Source organism: Streptomyces virginiae (genome assembly GCF_041432505.1).
GTDB lineage: Bacteria > Actinomycetota > Actinomycetes > Streptomycetales > Streptomycetaceae > Streptomyces > Streptomyces virginiae_A.
This window is the reverse complement of record NZ_CP107872.1, coordinates 203328-221966: the sequence shown is the minus strand read 5'-3', so window position 1 is coordinate 221966 and position 18639 is coordinate 203328. Positions and strand designations below refer to the sequence as shown.

19 protein-coding genes and 2 pseudogenes are annotated in these 18639 nt (G+C 68.3%); 5 read left to right on the top strand and 16 right to left on the bottom strand.

From position 1 onward, the window contains the following. Positions 1 to 90: 90 nt before the first annotated feature. The 4 genes from OG624_RS42080 to OG624_RS42065 are packed head-to-tail and all read right to left on the bottom strand — an operon-like array spanning position 91 to position 6240. Complete coding sequence (locus tag OG624_RS42080; RefSeq protein ID WP_033220439.1) at positions 91 to 360, bottom strand: hypothetical protein; 270 nt, start codon at positions 358 to 360, stop codon at positions 91 to 93. Continuing rightward, entirely contained in the window at positions 357 to 5036 is a 4680-nt protein-coding gene (locus OG624_RS42075; RefSeq protein ID WP_051763275.1) for a putative T7SS-secreted protein, read from the bottom strand. Before OG624_RS42075 ends, OG624_RS42080 begins: the two co-directional genes overlap by 4 nt. Beyond that, positions 5036 to 5680, bottom strand: coding sequence for a hypothetical protein (locus tag OG624_RS42070; protein ID WP_331721035.1), 645 nt, complete (start codon positions 5678 to 5680; stop codon positions 5036 to 5038). Before OG624_RS42070 ends, OG624_RS42075 begins: the two co-directional genes overlap by 1 nt. Continuing rightward, positions 5677 to 6240 (bottom strand): SseB family protein, encoded by a 564-nt coding sequence (locus OG624_RS42065; protein ID WP_331721034.1) that lies wholly within the window; start codon positions 6238 to 6240, stop codon positions 5677 to 5679. Before OG624_RS42065 ends, OG624_RS42070 begins: the two co-directional genes overlap by 4 nt. Before the next feature lie 45 nt (positions 6241 to 6285). Here OG624_RS42065 and OG624_RS42060 point away from each other — a divergent pair. Beyond that, a pseudogene (locus OG624_RS42060) lies at positions 6286 to 6743 on the top strand (ATP-binding protein); the annotation flags it as partial. A gap of 84 nt (positions 6744 to 6827) precedes the next feature. Here the strand turns inward: OG624_RS42060 and OG624_RS42055 are convergent. Then, on the bottom strand, positions 6828 to 7238 hold the full coding sequence (locus tag OG624_RS42055; protein ID WP_051763274.1) for a hypothetical protein: 411 nt from the start codon (positions 7236 to 7238) through the stop codon (positions 6828 to 6830). Between the two features lie 63 nt (positions 7239 to 7301). Between OG624_RS42055 and OG624_RS42050 the strand changes: the two genes are divergently transcribed. After that, positions 7302 to 7442 carry a hypothetical protein gene (locus OG624_RS42050; protein ID WP_331721033.1) on the top strand — a complete coding sequence of 47 codons (141 nt, stop codon included), beginning with the start codon at positions 7302 to 7304 and terminating at the stop codon, positions 7440 to 7442. 276 nt (positions 7443 to 7718) lie between these two features. Here the strand turns inward: OG624_RS42050 and OG624_RS42045 are convergent, their stop codons facing one another. Genes OG624_RS42045 through OG624_RS42035 form a run of 3 tightly spaced genes read right to left on the bottom strand, consistent with a single transcriptional unit; the run spans position 7719 to position 9835 of the window. Next, entirely contained in the window at positions 7719 to 8636 is a 918-nt protein-coding gene (locus tag OG624_RS42045; RefSeq protein ID WP_331721032.1) for a transporter substrate-binding domain-containing protein, read from the bottom strand. Between the two features lie 12 nt (positions 8637 to 8648). Further along, positions 8649 to 9392, bottom strand: a complete 744-nt coding sequence (locus OG624_RS42040; protein ID WP_331721031.1) for a hypothetical protein — start codon at positions 9390 to 9392, stop codon at positions 8649 to 8651. 5 nt (positions 9393 to 9397) lie between these two features. Continuing rightward, a complete protein-coding gene (locus tag OG624_RS42035; protein ID WP_331721030.1) occupies positions 9398 to 9835 on the bottom strand; it encodes a hypothetical protein in 438 nt (145 codons plus the stop codon). 1113 nt (positions 9836 to 10948) lie between these two features. Here OG624_RS42035 and OG624_RS42030 point away from each other — a divergent pair. From OG624_RS42030 to OG624_RS42020, 3 genes are read left to right on the top strand one after another with little or no spacing between them, the layout of a single operon-like run. Next, positions 10949 to 12052: a bifunctional DNA primase/polymerase gene (locus OG624_RS42030; protein WP_078909296.1), complete on the top strand. Its 1104-nt coding sequence runs from the start codon at positions 10949 to 10951 to the stop codon at positions 12050 to 12052. After that, entirely contained in the window at positions 12049 to 13563 is a 1515-nt protein-coding gene (locus OG624_RS42025) for a DNA primase family protein (protein ID WP_033220429.1), read from the top strand. Before OG624_RS42030 ends, OG624_RS42025 begins: the two co-directional genes overlap by 4 nt. Beyond that, on the top strand, positions 13560 to 13934 hold the full coding sequence (locus tag OG624_RS42020) for a DUF6009 family protein (RefSeq protein ID WP_331721029.1): 375 nt from the start codon (positions 13560 to 13562) through the stop codon (positions 13932 to 13934). The genes OG624_RS42025 and OG624_RS42020 overlap by 4 nt, the downstream gene beginning before the upstream one ends. 449 nt (positions 13935 to 14383) lie before the next feature. Here OG624_RS42020 and OG624_RS42015 read toward each other — a convergent pair whose 3' ends face one another. The 8 genes and pseudogenes from OG624_RS42015 to OG624_RS41980 all read right to left on the bottom strand — a co-directional run bounded on the left by OG624_RS42015 (position 14384) and on the right by OG624_RS41980 (position 18588). After that, the gene (locus OG624_RS42015; RefSeq protein WP_158711832.1) at positions 14384 to 14821 is read right to left on the bottom strand and encodes a hypothetical protein; all 438 of its coding nucleotides are present in this window, start codon (positions 14819 to 14821) and stop codon (positions 14384 to 14386) included. A gap of 211 nt (positions 14822 to 15032) precedes the next feature. Next, positions 15033 to 15284 carry a hypothetical protein gene (locus OG624_RS42010; RefSeq protein ID WP_331721028.1) on the bottom strand — a complete coding sequence of 84 codons (252 nt, stop codon included), beginning with the start codon at positions 15282 to 15284 and terminating at the stop codon, positions 15033 to 15035. Continuing rightward, the gene (locus OG624_RS42005) at positions 15281 to 16228 is read right to left on the bottom strand and encodes a hypothetical protein (protein ID WP_371640956.1); all 948 of its coding nucleotides are present in this window, start codon (positions 16226 to 16228) and stop codon (positions 15281 to 15283) included. Before OG624_RS42005 ends, OG624_RS42010 begins: the two co-directional genes overlap by 4 nt. Positions 16229 to 16432: 204 nt before the next feature. Next, positions 16433 to 16723 carry a hypothetical protein gene (locus OG624_RS42000; protein WP_033220421.1) on the bottom strand — a complete coding sequence of 97 codons (291 nt, stop codon included), beginning with the start codon at positions 16721 to 16723 and terminating at the stop codon, positions 16433 to 16435. A 278-nt stretch (positions 16724 to 17001) separates the two neighbouring features. After that, positions 17002 to 17424, bottom strand: a complete 423-nt coding sequence (locus OG624_RS41995; protein WP_331721026.1) for a hypothetical protein — start codon at positions 17422 to 17424, stop codon at positions 17002 to 17004. Positions 17425 to 17497: 73 nt separating this feature from the next. Further along, a complete protein-coding gene (locus OG624_RS41990; protein WP_331721025.1) occupies positions 17498 to 17770 on the bottom strand; it encodes a hypothetical protein in 273 nt (90 codons plus the stop codon). A gap of 84 nt (positions 17771 to 17854) precedes the next feature. Beyond that, a pseudogene (locus OG624_RS41985) lies at positions 17855 to 18283 on the bottom strand (response regulator); the annotation flags it as partial. Positions 18284 to 18345: 62 nt separating this feature from the next. Then, positions 18346 to 18588, bottom strand: a complete 243-nt coding sequence (locus OG624_RS41980; protein ID WP_331721024.1) for a hypothetical protein — start codon at positions 18586 to 18588, stop codon at positions 18346 to 18348. Between the last annotated feature and the right edge of the window lie 51 nt (positions 18589 to 18639).

The following is an 18639-nucleotide window of genomic DNA, read 5'->3' as shown; positions in this document are numbered from 1 at the left end:
CAGCCGTACCCGACGGCTCCGATCCGATGACGCCCCGGGACGGGCGAGCAGCCGGGGCCCGCCCGCCCCGCAGCGGCGAGGAGGCCCCCGCTATCCCTCTCCGCGCAGGCGTCGAGCGATGTCGATGTCCGAGGGCAGCGCGCTGAAGCGGGGGTAGGGCTCCCGCGTGGGGTCCAGGACGCAGACGTGCAACTTGTCCCCGGCGAGAGGCGGGGCGATGGTCGCGTCCCACCACGACGGGTGTTTCACCTGGTCGATGAACCCGTAGACACCTTCGTGTCCGTCCACTTCGACCCGTGCTCCGACAGGAGCGACCCCGACGACCGTCACGTCGAGTTCTTCGTTGTCGTGAAATCTCAACTCGGACCTCCGAAAATATTGATCCACGTGCGTCGCTGAGTCAGTTCGTTGAATCGGTCGAGCTTCTCCACAGGTATTTCGAACTCCAGTCTCACGGATCCGTTCGGACCTTTTTTGTCATGGATCTTTACGTAATCTACGAACTCCTCGAGGAACTTCGGATGCATTTGATACTCCACCATCCCCTTGGCGAAGTTCACCCCCGTAGGTCCGGCGTACTCGCGGGCCACGGCCTTCTCGCCGAAGTAGATCTTGCCGTCCGAGATGACGCCGGCGCCGATGTCCACGCCCGCCTGGTGGTTGGCGGGGTTGGGACCGTTGTCGAGCTCGTACTGGGCATGCGCACCCTTGGGCACGCGGTAGATCGGAATGTAGTCCGGGGCCAGGCCCAGATGGTCCGTCCAGGCCTGCGGGTTGGGAACATAGGCGAAGGGATTCGGAGCCGGCGCAAGGCCGAGGGGGTCCGAGGTGAGGTACCGGGCGGTCTCGGGGTCGTAGTGCCGGAAGTAGTTGTAGTGGAGGCCCGTTTCCGGGTCAGCGTACTGGCCCGGGAAGCGAAGAGCCGTGTAGGCCGTGCTGTTCGTCGCCCATGTGGTAAGGCCCCAGAGCGTGGAACGCATGTGCCACGCCACATTCCCCGACTCGTCGACCAGCTCCGTCGGGGTGCCCACCAGGTCGGTGACGATCGCGAAGAACCGGGAGTCCACTTCGTCCCGCGATGCGTCGAGGATGCGTTCCGTCTGGGCCATGGGACGGATCCCCTGGTGGTCCCAGGTGACGGCGACCAGGTGGGGATGGCCGCTGGAGCTGCTGACCTGCTCGCACAGCGTGTTCCCGTCCCAGGTGAAGTCGATGCGCTCGGCAACGCTCCCGCTATCGGCGAGGCGGAGCTTCGCCGTACGCCGGCCGAGCGGATCGTAGAGGTATCGCCACACGACCCCGTCCGGGGTGGTGGTGGAGACCAGGCGGTCCTCGGCGTCCCACTCGTAGCGCCACACGTCCGGCTTACGGGAAAGACGGGTCTTGCGCCGTACGATGACGCGGCCGAGCCGATCGTGCTCGTAGCGGACCCCGCCGGCGCGAACGATCCGGTTTCCTTCGTACGTGCGCGCGCCGTTCGCCTCTTGCCCGGGATGATCCGCCGGCCAGGAGGCGAAGCTCTGGTTGCCGGCCTGGTCGTAGGCGTACGTCTCGCTCCAGCTGTCCGCGCGAACCGCGGTCACGCGCCCCGCCGGGTCGAGTTCGTACTCACGCAGCCCGCTGTCGGCGTCATGGACCGACGTCAGGTGGCCGTCGCCCCGGTAGCCGTAGTCCCGGTGCCGCACGCGCGCACCGGTCTCGCCCGTGACGGTCTGGGCCGTGAGCCGCCCGGCGGGATCGTAGACGTGGCTCAGGACGAGGAAGTCACCGATCCGGCGCCCTACCTCGCGGCCCATGGAGTCGTACGTGAAGTCGAGACTGCGGCCGGAAACCATCACCTGCGTGCGCCGTCCGGCGGGGTCGAAGGTCCCCGTCGTCGTGGCACCGGTGGGGGTGGTGCGGCTCGTGCGCCGTCCCAGGTCGTCGTAGGCGTAGGCCAGGGTACGTCCGTCGACGGTTTCCGACAGGAGCCTGCCCTCGCGGTCGCGCAGCAGGGTGACCGTCGTCCCGTCAGGGCCTTGCGCCTGCGCGAGTTGATCCGTCAGATCGTACGCGTAGGTGGTCACGTTGCCGTCGGCGTCCTTGCGGACGATCTGGTCGAGCTCGTTCCGGTCGAACGAGGTGGTCTGGCCCAGTGCGTTCGTACGGGAGGCGATGGTCCCGGTGGGCTGGTAGGTGTAGGTGATGGTGCGGTCGTCGAAGTCGGTCTCCGAAATGATGCGGCCCGCGGGATCGTACGTGTAGCCCCAGGTCAGGCCCTGCGGGTTGGCGACCTCCGTCAGTCGCAGGTCGGCGTCATGCCGGAAGGCGTACCGGACGCCGTCGGGGCCCGTACGGGCCGTGAGAACATCGAACTCGCCGTACTCGAAGCGGGTGACGCCGCCCAGCCGGTCGGTGTGGCTCGTGCAGTTGCCCTCACCGTCCCAGTCCCAGCTCTCGACTGCGCCGTCCGCATGGGTACGGCGGGCGAGTCGGCCTTCCACCGTCCATTGCAGACGGGTGGTCGCCCCCGCCTGGTCGGTGATGGCCACGGGGCGGCCGAAGGCGTCCCGTTCGAAGCGAGTGGTGGCTCCGAGCGGATCCGTCACCTCGACGGGCAGACCGGCCCGATCGCAGCGGATGAAGGTCGTCTGCCCCGACGGATCGATGACCGAAGCCAGACCGCCAACGTCGTCGTGGGTGACGGCGGTGATTCTGCCGAGCGAGTCAGTGGTGGATACGCGGTTCCCGCACTCGTCGTAGTCGTGCCTGACCACCTGACCGTCGGCCCGCTTGACGTGTACCGGCAGGCCGAGCTCGTTGTATCGGACCGTGGTACCGCGCCCGTCGGGGCGTATCACGCTGATCGGACGGCCGTGCTCGTCATAGTTGTACGTGGTGGTGCGACCGAGCGGATCGGCTTGTGCCAGCAGACGGCTGTGCGTGTCGCGCACGTAGCGCGTGGTGTGACCGAGGGGATCGACGTCGGCCACGATCCGGTACCTGTCGTCCACCAGATAGCGGCGAACGCTGCCCTCTCCGGTGACGGCTTCGGTCACGCGGTGGCCGGAGCCGGGGTCGATGCCGTCATAGGACAGGCGCAGCGCCATGTGCCCCTCGCTGCCCCCCTCTGCGATGCAGCGGTTCAGCTCGTCGTACTCGTACGTGTAGGACCGGTTGTTGGTGTCCGTCCACGAGGTGATGCGCGCACGCTCGTCGTACGTGAAGCGCAGGGGCAGGCCGGACGAGTTGACGACCCCGGTGAGGTTGCCGTCGGTGTAGTCATAGGCCAGGATGCGCGGGCCGGCGTCGAGGTGGAGCGCGGTGACCCGACCGTCGGCCGTGTCGAAGCGAAGGCGGTAGCCGGCGGAATGACTCATGCCCAGCGGGATGCCCTCCTCGTCGTACTCGAAGGTGACGAGGTTGCCGTTGCGATCTTCCAGCTGGGCGATCGGGGCGATGCCGTTGTCGTCCAGGCGTGCGGCCGGGAGAACGAAACGTCGGACGTGGCCGGTGTCCGGGTCGGTGAGCGTCCAGTCCCCGTCCGGGGTGCGCTCCAAGGGGTGGCGGGGGGCTGAGGCTGAGAGCGGTAGCACGGGGACACCCGGGGCAGGGTGCGGGTATGCCACCGTGAGGCCGTCCTCGGTGACGAGCACGACGCCCTCCGCGTCGACCTCCACGTGCTGATCGACCGTCGACGTCCACGTGGGGCCGAACCACCGGCCGCCGGTGTACCCGGATTCGGCGCGGCGGACGAAGGCCAGCGGCAGAGTGCCCGGGAGCACGATGTCGGTCTGGGGCAGGAACATCCGCCCCGTGGCCAGATCGATCGGGTCGGTGTTCTCGTACCGCTTGGCGAGATCTGGCGTTTCGCTCATGTGCGGGCCGTCCACGGTGTTCCTGGTACGGGCCGGCCCCTTGAAGTCGTCCAGGTGTTTGGCTGCGGTCGCGAGGGTCTTGACCGAGCCCGCGCCTTTGGTGCCGATGAGTTCAGGGACGAGGCGGCCGAGGAATTCGGCGGGGTCGCCCTTCGCAGCGTCCCAGGCGTTCTTCAGGGCGCGGTCGGGGTTGGCGGCAGTGGACACGAGCCCGGCCAGGGTCATGTTCATGTTCTTGTAGTACTCGGCCGGGTGGGTGATGTTGTACGGGTCCAGGATGTTGACCGAGCGCACGAAGTTGACCAGGCCCGCAGCGCCCTTCACGATGCCGCCGCCGAAGTGCATCATCTCCACGCCTTGGCCGAAGGCGTAGTCGGCCAGTTCGAGCGTGGCCTTCTCCCGGCCCGTGGGCTCCTTCGGCGCGTGCGCCATCGCCGCGGTGACCGCCGCCTTGGCGGTGTCGGCGGCCTCCTTGCGGGCCTGGCGGGCAGCCTTGAGAATCTCCTGGGCCCGCTGGCGCTTGCCCTGGCTGGGATCGGTGAACTCGGCCGGCTTGGGCAGGGGGTTGTCGCTGTTGCGGGCGCCGTTGTAGGCGTCGACCTTCTTGTTGTAGGCGTCGGCGGCGGTCTTGTAATCCGCCTGCGCCTCCTTGTAGAGGTCGATCGCCTCGCGCGCCTTGCCCTGCGCGGTGGTGACCGCAGTCCCGTACGTCTCCAGCGCCTTCGCGGCGTTCTCGAAGGCGTCGGCGGCATGCAGCCAGTCGGTGGGCAGGGTCTGGAAGTTCTCCCGGAACGCGTTGGCCGCCTCGCCCTTCCAGCTCGCCGAGTCCAACTTCTTCATCCCGGCGCCCACCAGGTCGAACGCCTTCTGGAAGTCCCGCAGGTTCTTCACCGACTCGGAGATCTTGGCCGGTTTGCCGTGGATCAGCTCGTTCGGCTCCTCGGTCTGGCCCAGCTGCTGCTCACCGACCTCCGCCCCCAGCGAGGAGGCCGTGTCGTCGCCCCAGTCCTCGACGGAGTCCGCCCAGTCCTCGGCTCCGACCTTCTCCAGGCCCCACCCGACCGCGTCGGTACCCTTGTCGATGCCCTGCCCGACGAGCTCCTTGCCCTTGTCGATGCCCTTGTCGACCAGGTCGATGCCCTTGTCCAGGCCCTTGCCGAGGTCCTCCCAGCTCACCATCAGCCCTCACCCCACCGCGGCTGCTCGGCCTGCTCCACCGCGCCCTGGGAGGGGTCGAAGGTGTCGCGCATCTCCTGGTCCATCCGGCCCCGCAGCGACGGGTCGAGCAGCCCGTTGCGCTGCATGGAGTCCAGCTGCGAGTCCATGACGTCGTAGCCGGTGTCCTTCCAGGTCTGCTTCACCTCCTGGTGCGCCTGGGTAAACGATTCAGCACTGTAGTCCGGATTGTCGAACATGGTCTGGGTGCTGATCTTGTCCCAGCTCATCTGCTTGACCTCGTCCTCCGACAGATGCGGGTTGCCGTTCAGCGAGTTCACCGCGATCTTGAACGAGTCCTTCACGTACTGCTCCTGCTCCGCATACGCGCCCGCCGACAGGCCCACGCCCTTCGCGAAACCGTTCCCGCGGATGGTCAGCGCCCGCACGCCCCACTCCCAGCGGTCGCAGAACGTCTTGAACTCCGACGTCAGCCCCGCGTCGCCCAACTCCATCCCCGACAGAGCCAGATCGGAGAAACCCCGGCCCGTCGTCGCCTGCCCGATCATGCCGAGATCCTTCAACTCGGCATGCGCCAGGCTGATCCCGGCCGCGATCTCCGCCAGCGCCTGCGCCGGCGCCTCCAGCCCGGGCTGCCCGCCGCTCACTGTCCCGCCCCTTCCACATCCACCGCGACCGAATCCGGCACGACGCCCCTGACGGGCGGGAACAACATCCCGCCCTCACTGCCCGCATCCAACGCCACCCCACCGGGGCCCGGCAGCATCGGCACCATCACGTCCAACAGACGCGCACCGAGCACCGTCCGGTACGCCCACTCCCGCCCCGCGTCCCCACGCGCACGCGCGAACGCCGCCAGCGCCTCCTCGTTCGAGAACGCGCAGATCCACCGCACTCCGTTCAAGTCCGCGGTCCACATGCTGTCGTGCTCGTCGAACGGCACCAGCACGGCCGTACGCCGGAACTCCCCCAGCAGCACGGCGAACTCCCGCCGCACGGCGGCTTCCCTCTCCGCGCCCACGGAGACGGGCCGAGGGGCGGGTTCGGCGGCAGGTGCGGGGGCCTGTGGCGGCGCCGGTTCGGCGTGCGGCGTCGGAGATGTGGCTGAAAGTATCCCCTCCGGACCCTTCACATCGACTGCTTCTGCCAGATCCGCCAGCCTCGAACGTCGCACAGGCGACGGTATCTGTTCCCCGTTGTCATTCATTATCCGAATCCTGTCATGTGGATCTTCCCGCTCCGCCCCCACCGAATGTTTTCAGCCAGGGAGCGCTGCATCCCGTACGGGTGCAGCGCACGCCTCACCCGGATCTACGGCCCCTGGTACGACTCAGCGCCGCAGTCGGCCCGCCCGGAGCCCATGGTGATGACCTACCGCGGGTTCCTCGCCGAGCTGCTGAGGGCCGAGTGCGACGATCGGTCCCGGCGCCGTTCGGAACTGCGGATCAAGGCAGCCGGCTTCCCTGGGACAACTCCCTGCGGACTTTCGACTTCGACGCGAACCCGAACATCGACGCCGCCACCACCCACACCCTCACCAGCTGCGAATGGATCAAGAAGAGCCGGTCTCTCTGCCTGATCGGCGACTCCGGAGCCGGCAAGTCGCACATGCTGATCGCGCTGGGAAACGAGGCGGCGATGGCCGGCTACCGGGTCATGTATGTGCTCGCGACGAAGCTGGTCAACGAGCTCGTCGAGGCCGGCACCGACTCCTACCGCCTCGCCGGCCCCCGCGCCCGCGCCGAAGCCGCGGCCAGCTAGGTTCCGCTGGGAGTGTCGGCCACTTCTCCGGTCTCAGGGGGAGCCGGCCGACGACCCATCGGAGCGAAGCAGGGCCCGCAACTCGTCGGGAGTGACAGGCCCCGGGTCACGGACGGGCTGGCCGACGTCGGCAGGCCAACTGGGACGGAAGCGTTCGACGAAGTCTGTGAAGTCGCTCCGCAGATACCGAGAGTCGGACGGCTTCAGCCGGATCTGCTGGCGGCTGTCTGCCCACCAGATCTCGAAATCGGCAACCGTGCCCTCCGCTGGCCAGTCTTCACCCTCGCTCGGCAGCAGCAGAACGTCGACAAAACCTCCGACGCTCAGGCCGATGTCCACGAAGATCCCGATCGCACCGGGCCGGGGAACCTTCACCACGGTGCCCTCGAAGACCTGCCCGAAGCGCAGGTCCCTCCGAATCCGAGCCCACTCGACATCTGTCATGACGAACAGATCATCGCAGCATCATCCGTCTGCCTCAGCGGCACGTCACCGCCGTCTTTTCTCGTGAGCATCCACGAGCTGAGCGACGACGGGCCGCTGGCCGGCCACGGCTTCGTCCGGCTCGGAGGACGCAATGCGGCCTTCGCCGACCGGCTCGCCGAAGTCATCGCCGCCGGTGCCGATGCTCTGCAGCACCAGCGGTGAAGTGCCGACGAGGTGGAACCTCAGGCCGCGTCGTGGCGAAAGCCGACGCGGCCTGGCCGATCTCAGGGCTTCCGAAGGGCGGGGTCGAAGCACGCTTCGGGGGTCAGGTCACGGCGCCCGCGTTCCGGCGGCAAGGGGCTCACGGGGTCGGAGAGCCTGCATCCTCAGAGAATCGGCAGCCAATGTCGAGCGACCACGAACCGAGGAAAACGGACTCGACACCGACTCAAGTGTCTCGGAGCCGGTGGTACCGGGTGACGTCGGGCGGGGAGTGCGTCAGAAAGCGGGTTTGTCGCGGCAGGAGTACGCGTCGATGGTGGCAGCGGTCGGTTTGTAGGTCGCGGGCCAGTCGGGCTCCTCTTCTTCGAGCGCGGGCAGGGACGATCTGATGTCGTCGATCCAGGCGTTGTCCTCGATGTAGTCCTTCAGCCACGACACCAGCTTGTGGCAGTCCTGGCGGTGGCCCTTGCGCATGCCGATCCCCCACATCTGGGGTCCTCCGATCTTGTAAGCCTCCACGCGCCAGCCGGGGTGCTTGTGGGCGAAGCCGTAGAGGATGGCCTGATCGGTGGAGATCGCGGTGACCTTGCCGTCCGCGAGGGCGGTCTCGCACGAGGCGGCATCGGGCATGAGGTTCGGAGTCACTCCGTAGGCTTCGAGCGCCTCCTTCGATGTGGTGCCGCCCCACGCGCAGACGCCGCCCTTCTCGACCGCGGTGAGGTCGCTCTGCGAGGCGATGGTCGGCCCGTCGGCCGCGACGAGGAAGCCCTGGCGGGTGGTGAGGTAGGGACCGACGAAATCGATCGCGTCCATGCGGTCACCGGTGATGGAGAACGAGGCGATCGTCAGGTCCACCACTGCCGGCTTCCCCGTCAGTTGGGGGATCCGGTCCTGGGACGACACGTCGGTCGGTTCACCGAAAACGGTGCCTTCGCCCTCGAATTCATCCTTGAGGTGCTCGTACAGCAGGGATTCGAAGCCGGATCGCGGGTAGCCGACCTTGTAGGAAATTCCGGGAAGGTCCTTGTGCATCGCGACGGCGACCCTGTCGGTACCCAGGAATCGCGTGGCGGAGCCGGATCCGGTTTCGGTGCAGGCGGGCGCCGCACTCAGGACGACGACGGTCAGCAGCGCGACGGCTGCGGGCCTCCGTAACAGGTGCTGGGGGCGCCGCGATCGCGGGGGGTGTGGCATCTTCGGCACTCCTCAGTCGTGCAGTGCGGCATCGGTGACGGCGATCTTCATTTCGCATCCCTCTTCGACGGTCAGGGTGACCCGGACGCGGATCTCATCACGTGAGCCTCCGAGGCGGAACTCGACGGCTTCACCGGACCTCTTTCCGGTGGCCGGCCCGGCGTCACCGCCCCCCACCCGTTGCGCGGTGTAGGTGGCGCCGGGCGTACACGCCTGGCGATCACCGGCGTCGTCCGCGTCGTCGATGCCCAGCCTCAGGCGGAGGTACGCGCGTTGGGGGGCGCTGTCCACGACGACCTGGAGCGTGGAGCCGTTCGTCGCCGTCGAGGGCGAGATCCGGGCGGTTACGGCGATCTCACCGTGATCCACCAGATAGCGCATGGCGGTCAGGCCCACGACCGCCAGGAGCAGCGACGATGCCGTCAGCAAGGGCCGCCAGAGGGCGGACCGGCGACCGCCGGGCACTCCCACCACACGGACGAACGACATGGCGACGGAGATCGCCAAGGCGGCCCACACCCACTGGAACTGACGTGCCGGGCCGACCGGTGCGGTGATCAGTGCAATGGAACCCAGCCCCACCACGAGGACGAAGGGCGGCCAGTTCCAGCCGCTCCAGGACTTGGCCCTGCCGGTGAGATCGCTGACGTCACCGGCGAAGACGCTGAGGAAAAGCCGGCTGACCTTGCCGATCGCCGGCGCACCCCTGCCGTCCGTCCGCACATGGAAGTTGTCGCCGGTCCCGTGCTCCGTCAACGGCTTCAGTCTCTTTGCGGAGGAGTGCCGAAGTACACGTTCCCGTCCTTGATCTGGCCGATCGCCGGCGAGTTGTCGCCGGACGTGGACACATGGAACGTGTCGGATGAGGAGTCGTCCCCGGCGAGCCTGATCCGGTGCTCGAGGGCGGCCGCACTCAGGTTGCCGCGCTCGCCGATCCAGGCGCCGATCGCGTTTTCCAGGATCAGCCGGTCGTCCGCGGAAAGACCTTCGATGGCTGTGACCGCGGCGTCCTCTTGCGCGGTGGTGTCCGGATCGCCGGGATGCCGCCTCAGTATTCGGTCAAGAACGAGACGGCCCCGGTCCACGACACGGTCGGCTGTCCGGCGCTGGGCGGTGATGACTACTTCGGCCGCGAAACCCGCTGCCGCTGAGCTTATCAACGAGGCGATGACGGTGGCAGCTGAGAGTAATTCGGACATGGAAGATCCCCCCGATCCTCGGCTCTGGGGCCATGAACGTCGTCTCGTGACACGGACTACGTCGATTGCCCATTATCCGGAAGCAAGTGGCGGAAGTCAGGTGTTGTCGCCAATCCGGCTGTGCGATCCCGCTGTGCTCGCGGGGACGACCCGGGGCCATCGCTCCAGTCCTGTACGAGGGCTGGAGACTCCCACATACACCGGCAACGGCTCCGCACTGTAGAACGGAAGCGGGTACCCACTCCGGTCCGGGCGGGGACGTTGCAGCGGCAGTCGTCCTGGCCGAGGGGGGCGAGCATGTCGGCCAGCCAGCCCTCGGAGTCTGCGGGGCCTGCCGCTGCAGGAGGTGCCGGCAGGAAAGCGCCTTGCGGGCCGTACGGATCGTGTCGGCCTCACGCCGGTACCGGGCGGCCTTGCAGCGCAAGGCGGTCGTGATGAGGAGCTCGGTGGTCCCGTGCCAGTCGCTGCGCCGGCAGGGGGAGCCAGGCCCAGGCGGTCAACATCTTCTTCGTGAAGGTGCGGAGAGAACAGCAGGTCAGAAGCGACCAAACCGCACTTCAGCGACTGAAGCGACTCAACTTCGGAGTCGGACTCATTCGACTGCTTCAACCGTTTCTAAAAGCACTGGCCGCGCTGCGCCTCTGCTGGGGCTGGCCTGGGTGCCCGGGGTACGAGCGAGATCCTGGGGCCCCGAAGGCTGAGGAGTGATCTCGCGGAGTTGAGTCGCTCGCTTGAGTCGCTTGCTTGAGTCGCTCGGTAAAACCGCAGGTCAGGCGGTAGCCGGGAGCCCCTTCAGCGACTGAAGCGACTCAACTTTCGGTATATGAGGACATTCATGTGTGCGCGTGTGCGTCATATATAGGCGGCTTCAGTCGCTTCAGTCGCTGTGTGGAGGTTTCCAGGCTCTTGACCTGCAGGTTCTTTGAGAGCGACTCATAGCGACTGAAGCGGTTCGGTCGCTCCGGTCGTCCCGTCAGTCGCTTGCCGGCTCCCTGTGGGTCGGGAAGCGACACGCCGGGCCGAATGGCTCCGACACGCTGCACACGGTTCCTGGCGGACTTCGCTAGTCTGTGTTCGTCGTTGAGTCGCTTCAGTCGCTGTGAGGGGAAGTACATGCCTTCTGAGCTGCGGTTTTCTCGCAGCGACTCAGGGCAGTCGACCTCTGAGCGCTCGGTCGCCGGTCTGAGGCTGGCGCGGTGGTGTGCCAGCAACGGCTGGCCCGTTCACCCGCTTGCGCCCGGTCGCAAGACGCCCACGGCCAACTGCCGAGATTGCGCCGAACCCGGCCACACTCACGCCGACTGTCCCTGTCTGCAGGCCGGCCGCTGGTGTCACGGTTTCCATGCCGCGACCTTGGACTACTCGCGCATCGAGGACTGGTGGACCGGCACCCCGGCCTTGGGCGTCGGAGTTGCTTGCGGGCCCGCGGACCTGGTCGTCATCGACATCGATGCACACACGAGTGAACTGCCCTCCCGTGACCGGCTCCTCCCTGGGATCCCGGTAGGGGACGCTGTCGATCTGAGCGGCCTACGGACGGGCTTTCACTCCTTGGCCGTGCTGGCGGCTCTCCGCGGTGAGACCTCTCCCGCCGAAGACGACTCGACCCTGCGTGTACGGACGCCCTCGGGCGGCATGCACGTCTGGTACCGGGCCACCGACGGTCGTCAGTGGCAGTGCTCCACCGGATCCGGGAAGAGGGCTCTCGCCTGGCAGGTCGATGTCCGTGCGCACGGCGGCTACATCGTCGCACCGGGCACGAGCACGTCCGTGGGGACGTACAAGCCGCTGGGGAAGGTCCGGCAACCGGCCCCACTGCCCGCGTGGCTGGCGCAGGAACTCCAGCGGACCGGTCACCTGCCGGCTCCACACATTCCCGCGCCACGCCCTGTTCCACCGCGTGCCCGCCAGGCCGTCCTCGCAGCCGGCGGAGGCCAGGACAGAACTGCACGCCTCCTGAGCGCCCTCCTCGCCGACGTCACGGCGTGCGCCGAGTTCGCGGAAGGGGCCGGCTTCACCGAGAAGCTCAACAGGGCCGCGTACAGCTTGGGAGGGCTTGTCGCGGCAGGCCATCTCACCGACGCCGTCGCCCAGGAAGCCCTGAGGGAAGCTGCCGCCGCGGCCCGTCCCGGCCAAGAGCAGCGCTCGGCCCAGATCATTCGCAGCGGCATGGCCGCCGGCGCCAAGCGCCCCCTGCACCTTGGAGGCCGCCGGTGAGCCCCGCACCCGAAACCGACGGTTTCCTCTTCGACTTCGACCCTGAGGCCGTCGCCGCGCAGATTCTTGCCCAGGCCCCGCCGACTCTGCCGACACAGGGCGGTGAACGAGCACACGTAGATCACGCGACTGCCGCCGGGCTCCTGCCCGACACCCTCAGCGACCGTGGCAACGCCAAGCTTTTCGTCCGTCTGTACGCCGGGGACTACCGTCACGTCCCCGGCCTCGGCTGGTACCGCTGGGACACCACCCGCTGGCAGGTCGACGAGGACGACACGGTCGTTTGGGCCGCCGGGGACCTTGCCGAGGCCATCGCAACGACCGACCCCCGCGGCATCCACAGCAACCAGTCGCTGCAGAAGCACCGCCGCCGGGCGCTGAGCACCTCCGGTATGAACGCCATGCTCACCCAGGCCAAGTCGGCCCCCGGCATGGTCCTTCGGGCCGAGCTCCTCGACGCCGACCCGTACGCCCTGTGCACGCCCGCGGGCATCGTCGACCTGTACACCGGTCTCATCCGCGCGCCCCAGCCCGACAAGGACTTCCACTCCCGCTCGACCTCCACCGGCCCCAAGCAGCAACCGACCCCCCGCTGGGAACGCTTCCTCACCGACACCTTCGGCGCTGACGCCGAAGGCCGGGAGATGATCGACTTCCTGCACCTGATGCTCGGCTACTCCATCACCGGAGACGTCGGCGCCCAGGTCATGCCCTTCCTCTTCGGAGCCGGCAAGAACGGCAAGTCCGTTCTCCTCGACGTCCTCATGAAACTCCTGGGTGACTACGCCGACGCCGCCCCGCCCGGCTTCCTGATGGCCCGCACCTTCGACGGCCACCCCACCGAACTCGCCGAGCTACACGGCCGGCGCGTCATCGTCTGCTCGGAGGTCAAGCCGGGCGACAAGTTCGACGAAGCCCGCGTCAAGCTCCTCACCGGCGGCGACCGGATCAAGGCCCGCCGCATGAGGCAGGACTTCTTCTCCTTCGCCCCCACCCACAAGCTCTGGCTCATCGGCAACCACCGCCCCGAGGTCGGCACCGGAGGCTTCGCCTTCTGGCGTCGCATGAGGCTCGTCCCCTTCGAGAAGGTCGTCTCCGACGATCGGAAGATCGACAACCTCGCCGACATCCTCGTCACCGAGGAGGGCCCCGGCATCCTCGCCTGGCTCATCGACGGCGCACGCCGCTACCTTGCAGGCGAGAAAGACCTCACCGGTCCCGCCCCGGTCCGGATCGCGACCACCGCGTACGCCGAGACCGAAGACCACACCGGTCGCTTCTTCGACGAAAGCTGCACCTTCCACGCCGACCACCGGGCCGAACAAGCCCGCCTCTACAGCGTCTACCGCACCTGGTGCCAGAATGAGGGCGCGCCCACCATCTCCTCCCGAGCCTTCGCGGCCCGGGCCCGAGAGCTCGTAGGCCTCGCCTCACCCAAAGAAATGATCTTGTCCAACTCCAAGAAGTACTACCCCGGCATCGGACTGCTCGCTGAGGAGGAGAACGCATGAGCTCGCTCATCTCCGACGACGAGATCCACCACGAGGTCGACCTGGTCTGGCTCGAAGACGTCACCGAACTCGACTACGTCCGCCAGTCGCTCGACCGGCTCCCCACCCGCCGAGGCAAACCCGCCTACCACCGCGACGGCCGCCTCGTCGGCTATGCCCAGCTGGGGCCTGGGGCGAAGGCCTCCCGCTCCAGCGGGACCTTCCGCCGCCGTGTCTTCTGGCTCCTGCCCCACGACCGCGACACCGTCCCGGACGGCCTTTACGCCTCCGGCGCCCCGGCCGAAGCGGTCGACCCGACCACACTGACTGCCGGGAGCAAGGGCAGGAAGACCCAACGGTCGGAGAGGCCGGTGCAAGTTGCCGACGTATAGCGACTCCCTCTGAGACTCTGAAGACGAGAACATAAGTCCGCCCTTCGGTCGCTTCAGTCGCTGTCCTTCCACTGGAAGGCCTCTGACCTGCGATTTCCTGGAAGCGACTGAAACGGGAAGATGGGCGGAGGTTCGAATCCGGGGGGCGACAGTCCCGAACCGAGCCGGAACGGCCCTTACCTGCGGAGCACTCGCAGGCGATGGCTGCGATGGACGCCGACTGCCTCGACCGCCCCGACCGCCCCGACTGCCAAGAGCGGTACGACGGTCCGGCCGTGGAGCACCCAGGGAGACCGCCGTCTTCAGGAGTGGCGTCCGGCGGTCCACCGCACGCACGGCCGGGCCCCCTCCCTGTACCGGGGCGAGGACGGCGGTCGTGCGCCCACACGGGTCCGCGTTTTCCCGCTCATGCCGTTGCTCCGCAGCGGTCCGGCGCGGAGCCGTTGGCGTCAGGGCGAGGCGGCGTGTGCGACGCGGCTGAGATATTCGTCGTACTCGCAGCCGGCGTCGGGATCGCCGACGGTCGGACACATCACGGGATCATCCACCTCGCCGAAGAGGAAGACGGGAACCCTGCAGTCGATTCCGGAGAACGTGAGCTGCAGGTAGGCACCGCGATCCACCGGCTCGTCCACCACCGAACCGAACCGCCAGCTGCCGGAGGACAGGTCCGACAGGTCGCCGCAGCGCTCCGCCGCCGACAACCGGGCAACCCCGTCACCGGTGAAACTTCCGTTCGCGTGGAAGGTCAGGACCGTCCCCTCCCGGCTGCGCCACTGGCCTGCCAGCTGGTCGGCCGAAAGCGCCACGGCGTGGTACGCCGCAGCATTGCAGGCAACCGTCACCGCGCCGACAGCCGCCATCAGCCCGGCACGCCGCCATCCCATGCATCCCACAGCAACTCCACCCCCGCAGACACGCCCGTGGCCACGGACTCAACACGTATTTGAACATGCTCAAATACGTGGCCTTCGCCCGGGTCCCACCGCGCCGACCACCATCCGGCCCGCAGGGCCTGCCCCCCACTCCGGCCATGGGCCGCTACATCGGACGTGGACCAGGGGTGGCGTAGGTACATCCGATGTCTCCGGGCGGTCGTCAGCCCATGCGGCGGCGCACGGCTCGGAGCGCGACGTCGTACGCCATCGCGCCGAGCGAGAGAACCACGAGCGGCCACACGAGCGGCCACACGAGCGGCGATCCTGCCGGGACAGCACCGTGGACCAGGAGCACACCGACGCCACCGGTGCTGAGCACTGCGGTGCAGGCCGGCAGGTTCGGCGGGGCGATTCGCAGCACCAGCTCCCGGCGTACGACAGGGCGTGACCGGGCCGGATCGGGAGTGCTCATCGACCGTTCTCCGTACCCGCCCCGGCCTCCAGAGCGCGGCTGGTGATGAGGGCGGCAAGCCGCTTCACCTTCCGGCGGACCCGCGTACCGACAGCCTTCGCCTTCGGCTCTGGAACACCGGCAGCCAGGGTGGCCTCGACCCAGTTGGTGATCCCGCGGCGGCTGTGCCACATAGCCACTGCCCGCTCGTCCGCGGACAGGGTCCCCAGGATCTCGATCAGGCGCGGGTCCTCGAAGCCCTCGAAGGCGAGGTCGACGGCCGGCTGTCCGGCAAGCACGTCGTGCAGGGTCATCCCGTCGTCGCCGAGCGGGGCGTCGAGCAGGCGCACGTACTCCCGGTTGGCCTTGCGGTCCCAGAGCGGCTTGTACTGCTGGTTGATGACGCGGGCCTCGGCCAGGAACAGGTCCAGGGCGTTGAGGGAAAGCCGGCCTTCGTCGTAGAGCGGGTTCGCCCAGTTGCCGAGCAGGGCCGTGGAGATCGGCTCGTTCCACCCGCTCCACCTTCCCAGCGCTTCCGAGGTGTAGGCGCGGATCGCGGCCCGGTCCCCGGTGAGGGCGGCCTCGCGGGCGTTCAGCGCTCGGACCACGTCGGGCACCGGGATGCCGACCGTCTGGAAGCCGGACTCGATCGTCTGGTTGGCCGGGTGGTCGGGCTTGAGCACCGCCATGCCGGTGGTGGTGGTGATCATCGTAGGAGGAGTGCCGCGATCGAACGGCTCCGGCAGGTCGAACGTACCGTCGATGTCGAGGGCGACAGACCCGTCCTCGCGAAGGGTTACGAGTTCGCCCGTGCTCCCGGTCCAGTCAATCGGGAACAAAGCCATGACTGCCCCTCCGGTACCCGGATCCCAGTTGAACTCGGCGATCCGCTCCGCGACGTGGGTGTCGATGGAGTCGTCGTCCTCGACCATGTAGTAGCTGGGCGACTGGTCCTCGGTGGTCATGGGTGCTCCTGGCATCGCGGGGAAAGCCTTCTCCCCTTTGGGGCCCACGCGGGCCCGATCCGACAACACCTCCACAGATTTCTGTGTGACCTGCGTCACGCAATCAAGCTGGGCGCGGCCAGGATCGCCCCGGTCGGCATGACGACGCGAGCCGCCTCGGATTCCGCCCGGGGCCGTCGGCCTCGGCCTTGCCGGGCCGGGAGGCTACCGGAGGAGGCGTGGGGCGGGCTCGTCGTGGGGTTCGAGGACGAGGATGCCTGCGTCGATCAGGCGCTGAACTCCTGCGCGCAGGGCGGCTTCGCCGACCTCTTCGCCGAGCCTGCCGTGTGCGAGTTCCTTGACGACTTCGCTGATGTCGGGGCCTTCGATCAAGAAGTCGAGGATGATGCGGACCTGCACGTACAGGCCGATGTCCTGCAGGGAGAGGCGGGCCGAGAGGACCTTCTCCGGCACGATCACGGCCCGTTCCAGGTAGTCGTGGGTGTAGACCCGCATGCTTCTCCCTCTTGTCGGATGCCGGCGCCGGCCTTGGCTATGAGCTGCCACCCCGCCCCTCTGCCGGCCACCGCCGACGGCGTCGTGGAGAGTCTGACGCAACACGACGTACTCCTGCACCACACGCTGCCGCCGGGACCCCGTACCTGCGCCAGCCGCTTCCTGGGCCCGGGCAGCTCCTCGCCACAGCACCACCAGCGATCCGGCTGACCGCGTTGCTGCGATACCTCCTCGACACGGTCGGTCCGCGTGAGGCTCAGGACGACACCGTGCTCCGGTCAGCCGACGGGCCAGTGGGTGATGCTCGCCCACTGGGCGCAGTCGGTGGTGTTCTCCGTGCCCTTGCAGACCGTCAGACGGGCGGTGGTGGTGGGCATGTAGGTCCCGCGGATGGTGACCTCGACGGTGCCGTCGCCGCACACCTGGGCCTGCTTGCGGGCCGGCATGGGGGCCATGTCGAACTGGAACCGGGTCCACACCGAGGAGCACCCCTCGCCGGTGTGGGAGAGCTTTCCGTCGACCTGGAGTTGCAGCACTCCGGTGGCGGTTCGCGCGATGCGCCGGTCGCCCTCGGCCTCGGCCGTTCCGTGGGTGACCGACCAGGGGACTCCGCCGCCGGCCGCGGAGGCGGGGGTCGCGGCGGTGACGAGGGTAGCGGCCATGGCGGCGGCCACGGCCCAGGTACGGGTTCGGGCACGCATCGGTGGTCTTCCTTTCGCTCGGGTGTCAGGTCGGGTGCGTCCGGGGCGTGGTGACGCCCCGCCCGTTCTCGCTCTACTTCTTGACGTAGAGGTCCTGGAAGGGGGTGAAGGGGAGTGCCTGGTGGCAGAAGTACGCGGTCCACGTGCTCTGCGTGATGCCGGCCCTACCGGCCGTCTGACAGGCCGCGGCCGTGCCGTGGAAGGACTGGTCGCGGACGTAGCCCGCGGGCGGTGCGCCGAGCGTCTGCTGGGTGGTGGTCGCGGCGAGGGCCTGGGGGGCGGTGACGGCCAGGGCGGCGGCGGCCAGGACTGCACCGCGCAGGGCACGTCGCATGGGGCGGGTCATGTCGGATTCCTTTGCATCGTGGTGGCTGTCGTGTCGTCGGCCCCGGGCTCGGAGGGCCTCGGGCTAGGTGGGGTGGGGTGCCGGCGGGCGGTCCCCGTAGGCGATGGCGTCGGCCGTGAGGTCCGAGGCGATGTAGCGGCGGCCCGCGTGGACGGCCCGGATGACGTTCGCGAGATCGTGCGCGGTGACCGTTTTGGGCAGGAACCCGCGGACTCCGGCTCTCAGCGCCCGGTTGAGTTGGCCCGGCTCCCCGTATCCGGTGAGGATCACGGTGCGGCAGTCGTCGAGTTCGGCGTGCAGGGTCTGTGTGACCTCGATGCCGTCGTTGCCGGGCATCCGCAGGTCGAGTACGGCCACGTCGGGCCGGTGTGCCCGCGCCATGGAGATGGCTTCCGGGCCCGTCGCGGCCTCGGCCACCACGGTGAGGTCTTCGTTGAGTGCCAGCAGGCCGGCGAGGGCTCCGCGAATGAGGTGCTCGTCGTCTGCGAGCAGAACGCGGATTCGATCCGTCATGATCCACTCGTTTCGGGGTCGGTGGGAGTTCCGTCGGTCGTCCGCGGTACCGGGCCGACGCGTCAGTGGTCGGCCAGCTGCCAGTCCTGGAGACCGGGTCGGGACAGGATGTCGGCGGCGATCTCGGTGGTCTGGGACGCGGTGGTTCCGGGGGGTGCCGCTATCACGAGGCGGGCGAGGTTCTCCCGCAGTTCGCCGACCTCCGCATGCCACCCGGCGGGCAGGAGCGCCATGAAACGGATCGCCGCCGTCTCGGGCGGTGCCCCGGAGAGGCTGCTGATCGACACCTGGTGCGAGGAGTTCATGGGCACTGCTCCGGTTCGAGGGGGTCCGGGGCCGGCCGCGCTGGTGACGGC